Here is a 9,184-nt window from a genome sequence, read left to right on the forward strand (position 1 = left end):
AAAAATATACTTTGGCTTATGAATAAATCTTCATCGCTTTCAGTAATTATGGCTCTAAAGCTATTTCCAAAACTAGTAGGAATAAAATTTTTATCTATAAAAATCGGGTCAAAATGCCCGTGAATCCTACCTTCGTAAGGCTTAAATGAAATTTTATTGCTATCAAGAAATTTTAAAAGCCCATAAAACATCCCAGCAAAAACTCGTGGTATGTTTAAGTTTTGATAGTATGTTTGCTTAAATACTGTGTTTGTAAAAAAGATCGAGCTTGGATTTATCTCGTGCATAGTCGTATCTGTGTAAATGGTCTCAAAAAGAGGCGATATTCTCTGAAGTGTTCTTGTATCATCGCCGAAAAAGACATCAAAGACCTTTGCGTGAAAAATTTGATTAAAAAGCTCAGTGATATTTTTTGACATGACATGTGCGTTGGAGCCAAGTTTTGATTTTTCTAAAAAATCATTTATAAAAGGATTTACGGCGCAAAATTTTAAATCTTTGTGAGTAGCCTCAAATCTCATGAGTTTTATCATGGCAGTTTGTAAACTGCTGACTTTCAAAAAAGCGATTTCTTGATCAATAATTGGAACATTATCTTCGCTAATTATGGCGTATGCGCCTTGTTTAATCGCTGTTTCTATGTCGCTATCGTTTGCGTTTAAGCAAATATACGCAAAGCCACGTCTTACATGCTTTAGCTCGAAAACAAACTCGCTTACGCTAGTTATCGTCGGTGCATTTAGAGCCTCGGCATTTATTAGACGAGTTAGATTTTCTATTGTCATTTAGCCAACGATCGCGCCGTTTTTGACCTTGCCCTGCGTACCAAGAAGCGTTAGCGAGCCATCAGATGCGCTTAGGATCATGCCTTGTGAGACATATTTTTTCATCATCGTTCGCTCTTTTAAATTTGCTAAAACGCACACTTGTTTGCCCACAAGCGAGCTAGGCTCGTAGTATTTGGCGATTCCAGATAGAATTTGACGCGGCTGCTCCTCGCCAAGATCTATCTTAAATTTAAGCAGTTTGTCGCTGCCCTCGACTCTCTCGCATTCAAGCACTTCGCCAACTTTTATCACTATCTTGGCAAAATCATCAATGCTAATGATCTCGTTCTCTTTTTTCTCCTCTTTTGGCTCAGCTTCTACCTCTACCCTTGGCTCGCTTGTTTCGCCCATTAGTTCTTTTTCTATTCTTGGGAAAAGCGGCTCGGTAGCTTTTGCTGTGAAATTTGAAATTTCATTTTTTAAGACAAGACTTTCATAAGATGCTGTGTCTATGCTAAAGCCAAGCGCGTCAGCTATCTTGGCACAAGTTTTTGGCATAGCTGGACTAAGTAGTATCGCCACTTTTGTAAGCAAATTCGCGCAAAGTGCCACAAGTGCGTTTGCCTCGTCAGTTTTGCCAGCTTTTACAAGTGACCATGGCTCATACTTCGCAACGGCTGCGTTTGCAAGCGTTACGACCTTCCAAAGATCCTCTAAGTAGCGGTTTGTCGCTAAATTTTCTAAATTTTTTATAGCCTCATCAAGATAGCCCTTTGCCTCATCAAGCTCGGCTTTGTGAAATTTGATCACGTCTTTTGAGTCTATTTTATAGTCGCTATACTTTGCACTCATGCCAATAATGCGGCTTAGTAAGTTACCAAGACCGTTGCCAAGCTCTGAGTTTATACGCTCGATCAAGGCTTTTTGGCTGTAATCGCCATCTTGACCAAATGGTACCTCTCTAAGCAAAAAGTATCTGAAATTTTCAAGTCCATAAGCGTTTGCAACCTCTCTTGGGTTTATAACATTACCCTTACTTTTGCTCATCTTTTCGCCATTTATGGTCCACCAGCCGTGCGCTGCTACGTGTTTTGGTAATGGCAAGCCAAGACTCATCAAAAATGCTGGCCAGTAAACTGCGTGAAAACGTAAAATATCTTTGCCAACGATGTGAGTAGTGTATGGCCAAAGATCCATTCTAGCGTCATCTCTTGAATATCCTAGTGTTGTTAGGTAGTTTATAAGCGCGTCAAGCCAGACGTACATAACGTGCTTTTCATCGTTTGCGCTCTTTGGTAGCTTTATGCCCCAGTCAAAGCTCGTTCTTGTCACAGAGAGATCTTTTAGTCCACCTTTTACAAAGCTTACGACCTCGTTTTTCTTACCCTTTGGGATGACGCAAAGCTCGTCGTTTTCGTACCATTTTAAAAGCGCATCTTCATATTTTGAAAGCTTAAAAAAGTAGCTCTCTTCTTTAACTAAAGATGTAGCTCGGCCGCAGTCCGGACAGTGATTGTCTTCTAGTAGATCTCTTTGATTAAAAAAAGTTTCACAGCTAACGCAGTAAAATCCCTCATATTCGCCTTTGTAAATATCGCCATTTGTTTGCATCTTTTCAAAGACATTTTGTACGGTTTGCTTGTGCTCTTCGTCAGTCGTTCTTATAAAATGGTCGTAGCTTATTTCAAACTCATCCCAAAGTGATCTAAATTTAGCGCTAATCTCGTCAGCATACTCTTTTGGAGTCTTGCCTCTAGCACGTGCTGCTTGCTCGATCTTTTGTCCGTGCTCGTCTGTGCCTGTCATAAAGTATGTTTCTTTGCCTTGCAGGCGGTTAAATCTAGCAAGTGTATCAGCGATGATAGTCGTGTAGGCATGGCCGATGTGTGGCACGTCGTTTACATAGTATATTGGGGTCGTTATATAAGCTTTTTCTTTCATGTTTTTCCTTTTATTTTAAAAATCAAATCCGCCATCGCTGCCAGTATTACCCTTTGACATCGAGTTATAGCAGCTATTTACGTACTCTTTTCTTGTCTCGCAGTCAAAAAATACTTCGCAACTAAAGCAGCTTTTTTGCCCTTTTTGGCTTTGGCACTCTTGCAAAATTTTTGCCTTTTGCTTTAAGGCTAGCTCAAATGCATCAAGTGACTCGCTTGCTTGTGTTTCTTGCATTATTTTTGCTCGTAAAATTTATGCAAAAGAGAAATTTCATCACGTGAGCCAAAGAAGCATGGCGTTGTTTGGTGAATTTTTTCTATTTTTATATCAAAAAGTGTTTGATTTTTGCCGTTTGTCGTTGCACCCTTTGCGTTTTCATATATAAAGGCAAATGGCAACACCTCAAAGACAACCCTTAGCTTGCCATTTGGATGATCGCTCGTTGCTGGGTAGCTAAAAAGACCGCCGCCTTTTAGTAAAATTTGATGCAAATCACTCACCATAGCGCCTGAGTATCTTAGTCTGTAGCCCTCGTTAAATAGCTCGTTTATAAAATTTCTATGAGTTTGGCTCCAGCCTTTTTGCGTAGCTCCCGTGGCGTTTAGCTTGCCTTTTTCTTTTAGCTCAAGCTCTTTTACAAATTTAAACTCTCCATCTTTGCCAAGCCTATAAAATTTAGGCAAAGCACCCTTTTTCTCGGCAATTACTAGCTCAAGCCTTGGGCCATATATGCTGTAAGCTGAGGCTATTAAATTCTCTGGTTTTACCTCGTCTTCGTAGATGCCAAAGATCGAGCCAACAGCGAAATTTACATCAACTAAGCTTGAGCCATCGAGTGGATCGTAAGCGATTATAAATTTGGCATTTTTATTTATCTCAAGCTCGTCCTCTTTTTCTTCGCTAATTAGCGCTTTTACGCAGGCAAGCTCCTTAAATTTAGCTGTGATGATCTCGTCGCTTTTTACATCAAGCTTTAGCTGGGTGTCGCCAGTTGCGTTTTCGTGAGTTGTGTAGCCAAGATCGGCATATTTTATCACTTCGCTTATCTCTTTTGCGATCTCTTTTATGGTGTTAAAAATTTGGTTTAATTCTTGCATTATACAGCCTTTGCATTTTTGATTATCCACGCACAAATAGCGTCTATATCGTCTAAATTTATATTTTTTATCTCGTAAGGAATTTGTTTTTTGTATGTTGCGATCGCATCTGAAAAGCTAAGATATTTTTCATCTATTTCATCTTTAAAAACACTTAACCTTGGTAGTGGAAGCGTCTTTAAACCCTCAACTAAGAGCATATCAAACTCGCCTAGCATTTTAATGACATCGTTAATTTCTTGTGGTTTTTGTGAAAAATAAGTTGTTCTAGTCGGACTCATCACCACCACATCTGCTCCAGTTTGTGAAAATTTAAAGCTATCCTTGCCTTCAACATCAAATTTGGCCTTGTCGCCTGGATCGTGTTTTACTATCGCAACCTTTAAACCATCGTCTATAAATTTCTTTGCAACTTTTAAAATAAGAGTCGTTTTTCCGCTATTTGAAGGGCCAGAAAAAGCGATAGCAAGTCTTTTCATAAGAACCTTTTTTATTAAAATTTCTCGCGATTATAACTTATGTTGGCTTTAAAATTTATGAGTGAAATTTAAAAATTAAAATGCTAAAATGGCAGAAATTTTAGAAATTTAAGAGTTTTTATGAGTAAATTTATATCGTTTTTTGTATTTATTTTGATGATATTTGGCTGTGCTGGTGAAAAAGTAATCGTGCATGAGCCGTTAAAAAATGAGCTTTTGGCTTACACAAGCAAGAGCGAGATCATTGACGGCACCGATAGAACGCTAATTGTAGCAACCTATTTAAATCCTATTTATAACTCAGATTTAGATGCAAACAAAGAGCACTTTTTGGTGGCTATAAATCCAAAAGAACATGCACAAAATTTAAAGAACATAAAAGTAAATGACGACTCAAATGCCACAAATGCAAGGCTGCTTGATGAAAATGATGAGATGTTAAAATTTGCTGGATTTTCGATGCCTTGGTCGGTTTATTATGAAGTGACCGCACCAAGTAAGCAAAGCGATGATCTAGCACTTAGTTTCGAAATTTATCAGTCAAAGCCGGTTTTGTTAAATTTTCGAAAAGTTGCGAAATCTTTATATTGGAACCAGTAAGCGCCATATAGATCACGTAGTTGGCAAGCACCTTTTTGCCGTAGTTTCTAGTCTCTGCCACAGGGACAAGCTCGATCGATAAAAATGGCTCAAATTTTCCCTCTTTAAACATATCATCTCTTGTGATAAGCTTTTTGGTAAAGCCAATACCGCCGTTGTACGCGTATGCGGTAAAGAGCGGATGATAGAGAAATTTATCAAGATAGTTTAGGTGGTGATTTGCAAATTTAAATGCGACATCTGTTTTAAAAAGATCGTCTTCATCAAAATTTGGGATCTTTAGCTCTTTTTTACCGATCGCATTTGCTAGAAATGGCATAAACTGCATCATGCCAAGGGCGTATGAAGTAGAAACTACGCTTGGGATAAAGAGACTCTCTTGTCTAGCTAGGGCGTAGATCATCGATTTTCTTTCGTTGCTGATACCATTGAGCTCAGGAGAGCTTGGCATCAAGAAGTATTGCTTCTCCCAGCCATGCGCCTTTTGCATGAAGTATGCATAGGCACCGATACTTTCGTTTGTATAAAATTTCTTCGCAAATTCGCTTGCTTGCGTGGCATTCATATCCTTTGCAAGGGCTGCAGTTTTATTCCATAAAAATGGATCGCTTACGTCAAAATTTTCGATATTTTGCTTGCTAGGTTTTGGTACGATGACTTCAAGTGGTTCGCCACTAATCAAATCTCTTGCATAAAGTGAGTAGATATTTGCGTCCTTGCTGGCACTTAGCTCTTTTAAAAAGCTTTCGTTTTTACTTATCTGGTACTGCCAAAAGGTCGCATTATCTCTTTGCCACGCCCTTTCAAATGTGCTCTTGGCTCTTGCAAAAAGACTAAAAGCGATATCGTCTTGTCCTAGTAAAATCGCATTTAATCCAAGCGTAAATGCATCACTTTTTTCGGTTACGGCAGGATCTATGCTAAGTAAATTTCTCCTAAAACCTTCATTTTTTTTGTTAAAAATAAGGTCGTTTAATAAATTTGTAAAGCCCTTTTGCGAGTAGAGCTTGGTCATGAAATTTGCATCAAAGCTTTCACTAAAAAGTGTACTTTTATTTTGTGGGCTAGAGGCATTAAAAAGTTCTAAAAAGCTCTTTGTATCGTTTAAATTTGCAAAAACTTTAGCCGGATTTGCTTCATTTAATGCGAGTAAAATTTTTGATTTTTCTGGATTTGTTTTTGCAAGATTAGCTGCTAAAATTTCACGAGTGTGATTATCAAGCTTTAAGCTAAAAGCAATAGATGTTAGCAAATTTTGGCAGTTTAGATTTGCTTGGGTAATGTTTTTTAAATTTATGCCAGGACATTTACTAGGAGTCGCTTTTGGAGGTAAAATTTTATCGATTGATTTTTGAACAAGGCCTGCTTTTCTAAATACGTCACGCGAAAGATCTGCGATCTGCTCTTTTGTGTAACTACCCTCGTTAATAAGACGGTTGATGTAGTAGTCTTTTGCAAGGCTTTTTGGTTCGTTTTTTAACTCTTCATAGGTATAAATTTTAGCTAAAAGAGCAACACAGACAAGAGAGAGAATACTAAAGTGACGCAGCAAAACCAAATAAAAGCCTTATTAAAAATTGATCTAAAAATTGAAGTGCTAAAAGCACAATAAGCGGAGTAAAGTCAATACCACTAAAGTTTGTTTTTATATAGCGTCTAATAAAGCTATAAACAGGCTCAGTTAGCCTATAAAGTAGTTGCACGACCGGCGAGCTAGGATCAGGTCTGACCCAGCTAATGAGTGCTGCTGCGATGATAACCCAAGTATAGACCGTGATAATAAGGTGCAAAATGTTTGCAATCGCTGAAAATAGGGTGGAAAGTATCATTTTTGCTCCTAGATTAAAATTTTAACTAGATCATCTTTGATGAGTGGATAGAGTTCGCTAAGCTCAGGGCCGTGAAGGTCATTTGTAAGAAGCGCACGTAGTGGCATGAAAAAGTTTTTACCTTTTAAATTTGTAGCGCTCATAAGCTCTTTTTTAAACTCATCAAATGTTTCGCAAGCTTTTAAATTACGAGCTGCTTTTTTGATGATCTCAAAATCGTTTTTATACTCTTCTGGAACTATTTTTGGTGAGTATATAGCCTCTACTTTTGCCTTTATCTCAGGCACTAGGGAGCTCTCTTGAGTGTAAAATTTAATTAGCTCAACCTTGCTATCATCCACGCCAAAGATCTCTTTTATGCGCTCTTTTGAGACAAGCTTGATGTGTTCTCTATTTATCTGCTCAAGTTTTTTCACGTCAAATCTAGCAGGTGAACGTGAAATTTTGGTTATATCAAACCACTTCACCGCCTCTTCGATCGTAAAAATTTCAGTTGGAGTTTTGTTTCCAAGAAGTATCAAATAGTTTGCAATCGCCTCAGGTAAAAATCCCTGCTCAAAGAGCCATTTTACGCTTGATTCGTTCTCGCGTTTGCTCATTTTTTTACCTTCAATATTTAAAAGTATAGGCAAATGCGCGTAGTTCATCTTACCGGTATAGCCAAGGCCTTCACGTATGAGGTCTTGCTTTGGTGTATTGCTCACGTGATCTTCGCCACGTATGACAAAGGTCACGCCCTCAAGCATATCATCGACTGCGCAGGCGAAGTTGTAAGTTGGTGTTTTGTCTGCTCTCATGATAACAAAGCTATCAACAGCGTCTGGCTCGAAGCTCAGCTCGCCCTTGATCGCATCTGTAAAGCTCATCGTGCGTGTTGGCTTTTTCATGCGGATGACAAATGGCTTCTCGCAGTTTAAAACTTCAGCGTCGCTTAGTCTCTCGCAGGTACCGTCATATCTATATGCCACGCCTTGTTCTTTTGCTTTTTGTTTTTTTGCCTCAAGTTCTTCTTCGGTGCAAAAACAAGCAAAGGCCTTTTTGTCAATGAGGAGCTTTGAAGCTAGCTGCCTGTGGAATTTTAAATTTTCACTTTGGATATAAATTTGCTCTGGTTTTATGCCAAATTTGCTTAAAATTTCTAAGATATCTTTCTCTTTTCCCTTAATATTTCGCTCTTTATCGGTATCTTCTATGCGTAAAATAAAGCCACTTTTATCTTGTAAAGAACAAATATAATTAAAAATAGCGGCACGTAAATTTCCTATGTGCATATCTCCTGTTGGCGAGGGTGCAAAACGATACATAAGCTCATTCCTTACGTTAAATTTTGAAGTATGGATTATAGCACCGGCTTGATAAATTTAAAGTTATGTAATTTGATTTTTTTAGCCGAAGCAAAGCATTTCTTGAATAAAATCCGAACAAAAATTTAACATTTTTAGGAGAAACAATGAGTTTTATAAGCGAATTTAAAGAATTTGCGATGCGTGGAAATGTCATAGATATGGCTGTTGGTGTTGTTATAGGTGGCGCGTTTGGAAAGATCGTTTCATCACTAGTTGGTGATGTTATCATGCCTGTTGTTGGCGTTTTAACTGGCGGTGTAAATTTTACTGATCTTAAGCTTACACTAAAAGAAGCAGTAGATGGCGTGCCTGCTGTTACGATAAACTATGGCTCATTTATACAAACAATGGTTGATTTTTTAATAATAGCATTTTGTATTTTCTGCGTTATCAAGGCTCTAAATACACTTAAAAATAAATTACCAAAAGAGGAGCCAGCTCCAGCGGAGCCTGAAACTCCAGCTGACATCGCACTTCTAACTGAGATTAGAGATCTACTTAAAAAATAATTTCATACAATTCAAAGGGAAAATTCCCTTTGAAAATCTATTAAAATTTATCTTATTTTTATATGCTAAAATATTTTTTATTTTAAAAAGGCGAGTAAAAATATGATAGAAAAAATCCCGTTTTTTCAAGGCTTAAACGAAGAAGATTTAGCCAAACTTGAAGCCATAAGTGTCGTAAAAAAGTATAAAAAGGGTGAATTTTTATTTATAGAAGGTGAGGAGCCAAAATGGTTAATATTTTTAATAAGTGGCTCTGTTAAGCTTTATAAAACCACGGCAAACGGAAAAGAAATTTTTATTCATCAGTTAGCACCTATGAATTTTGTAGCTGAAGTCGTAAATTTTGAAAATATTGTCTACCCAGCTAGTGCCATTTTTACCATATCTGGCGAGGTGTTAAAGATAAATTATGAAAAATTCGCGGCTGAATTTTTAATAAAACCAGAAATTTGTATGAAATTTTTAAAATCAATGTCCGAAAAGATAAGAATCACAACAAATCTACTTCATCAAGAGTTAATTTTAAGCTCAGAAGAAAAAGTGGCTAGGTTTATTTTAGATCATGAAGATTTATTTAATGAGCTAAAACATACTAAAATTTCATCAATACTTAATA

The 9,184-nt window shown here is 37.4% G+C and carries 11 protein-coding genes; 3 read left to right on the forward strand and 8 right to left on the reverse strand.

The window, feature by feature from the left end:
• From CYP54_RS03100 to mobB, 5 genes are all read right to left on the reverse strand, one after another.
• The coding region (locus CYP54_RS03100) for a ferrochelatase (protein ID WP_103604165.1) at positions 1-785 on the reverse strand (785 nt) is incomplete at its 3' end.
• Entirely contained in the window at positions 786-2,708 is a 1,923-nt protein-coding gene (metG, locus tag CYP54_RS03105; protein WP_103604166.1) for a methionine--tRNA ligase, read from the reverse strand.
• A gap of 15 nt (positions 2,709-2,723) precedes the next feature.
• Entirely contained in the window at positions 2,724-2,942 is a 219-nt protein-coding gene (locus CYP54_RS03110; protein WP_103604167.1) for a hypothetical protein, read from the reverse strand.
• Positions 2,942-3,805 (reverse strand): class 1 fructose-bisphosphatase, encoded by an 864-nt coding sequence (locus tag CYP54_RS03115; RefSeq protein WP_258033648.1) that lies wholly within the window; start codon positions 3,803-3,805, stop codon positions 2,942-2,944. The genes CYP54_RS03110 and CYP54_RS03115 overlap by 1 nt, the downstream gene beginning before the upstream one ends.
• Positions 3,805-4,284 carry a molybdopterin-guanine dinucleotide biosynthesis protein B gene (mobB, locus tag CYP54_RS03120; RefSeq protein WP_103604169.1) on the reverse strand — a complete coding sequence of 160 codons (480 nt, stop codon included), beginning with the start codon at positions 4,282-4,284 and terminating at the stop codon, positions 3,805-3,807. Before mobB ends, CYP54_RS03115 begins: the two co-directional genes overlap by 1 nt.
• 120 nt (positions 4,285-4,404) lie before the next feature.
• Between mobB and CYP54_RS03125 the strand changes: the two genes are divergently transcribed.
• Entirely contained in the window at positions 4,405-4,884 is a 480-nt protein-coding gene (locus tag CYP54_RS03125) for a hypothetical protein (protein ID WP_103604170.1), read from the forward strand.
• On the opposite strand, the gene CYP54_RS03130 is transcribed toward CYP54_RS03125, so the two are convergent.
• The 3 genes from CYP54_RS03130 to gltX are packed head-to-tail and all read right to left on the reverse strand — an operon-like array spanning position 4,805 to position 8,017.
• Positions 4,805-6,442: a lytic transglycosylase domain-containing protein gene (locus tag CYP54_RS03130; protein ID WP_103604171.1), complete on the reverse strand. Its 1,638-nt coding sequence runs from the start codon at positions 6,440-6,442 to the stop codon at positions 4,805-4,807. The two genes, CYP54_RS03125 and CYP54_RS03130, sit on opposite strands and share 80 nt — an antisense overlap.
• A complete protein-coding gene (locus CYP54_RS03135; RefSeq protein WP_021090481.1) occupies positions 6,420-6,713 on the reverse strand; it encodes a YggT family protein in 294 nt (97 codons plus the stop codon). The genes CYP54_RS03130 and CYP54_RS03135 overlap by 23 nt, the downstream gene beginning before the upstream one ends.
• An 8-nt stretch (positions 6,714-6,721) precedes the next feature.
• Positions 6,722-8,017, reverse strand: a complete 1,296-nt coding sequence (gltX, locus tag CYP54_RS03140; protein WP_103604172.1) for a glutamate--tRNA ligase — start codon at positions 8,015-8,017, stop codon at positions 6,722-6,724.
• A gap of 146 nt (positions 8,018-8,163) precedes the next feature.
• Between gltX and mscL the strand changes: the two genes are divergently transcribed.
• Positions 8,164-8,568, forward strand: coding sequence for a large-conductance mechanosensitive channel protein MscL (gene mscL, locus CYP54_RS03145; protein WP_084040854.1), 405 nt, complete (start codon positions 8,164-8,166; stop codon positions 8,566-8,568).
• Between the two features lie 102 nt (positions 8,569-8,670).
• On the forward strand, positions 8,671-9,184 hold a 514-nt coding region (locus CYP54_RS03150; RefSeq protein ID WP_103604173.1), incomplete at its 3' end, for a Crp/Fnr family transcriptional regulator.

Origin of the sequence: Campylobacter concisus (assembly GCF_002914005.1) — a bacterium.
GTDB lineage: Bacteria > Campylobacterota > Campylobacteria > Campylobacterales > Campylobacteraceae > Campylobacter_A > Campylobacter_A concisus_N.

Coding starts and splice junctions, on each gene's coding strand:
- metG (WP_103604166.1), bottom strand. CDS start 2,708: ATGAAAGAAAAAGCTTATATAACGACCCCAATATACTATGTAAACGAC.
- CYP54_RS03110 (WP_103604167.1), bottom strand. CDS start 2,942: ATGCAAGAAACACAAGCAAGCGAGTCACTTGATGCATTTGAGCTAGCC.
- CYP54_RS03115 (WP_258033648.1), bottom strand. CDS start 3,805: ATGCAAGAATTAAACCAAATTTTTAACACCATAAAAGAGATCGCAAAA.
- mobB (WP_103604169.1), bottom strand. CDS start 4,284: ATGAAAAGACTTGCTATCGCTTTTTCTGGCCCTTCAAATAGCGGAAAA.
- CYP54_RS03125 (WP_103604170.1), top strand. CDS start 4,405: ATGAGTAAATTTATATCGTTTTTTGTATTTATTTTGATGATATTTGGC.
- CYP54_RS03135 (WP_021090481.1), bottom strand. CDS start 6,713: ATGATACTTTCCACCCTATTTTCAGCGATTGCAAACATTTTGCACCTT.
- gltX (WP_103604172.1), bottom strand. CDS start 8,017: ATGTATCGTTTTGCACCCTCGCCAACAGGAGATATGCACATAGGAAAT.
- mscL (WP_084040854.1), top strand. CDS start 8,164: ATGAGTTTTATAAGCGAATTTAAAGAATTTGCGATGCGTGGAAATGTC.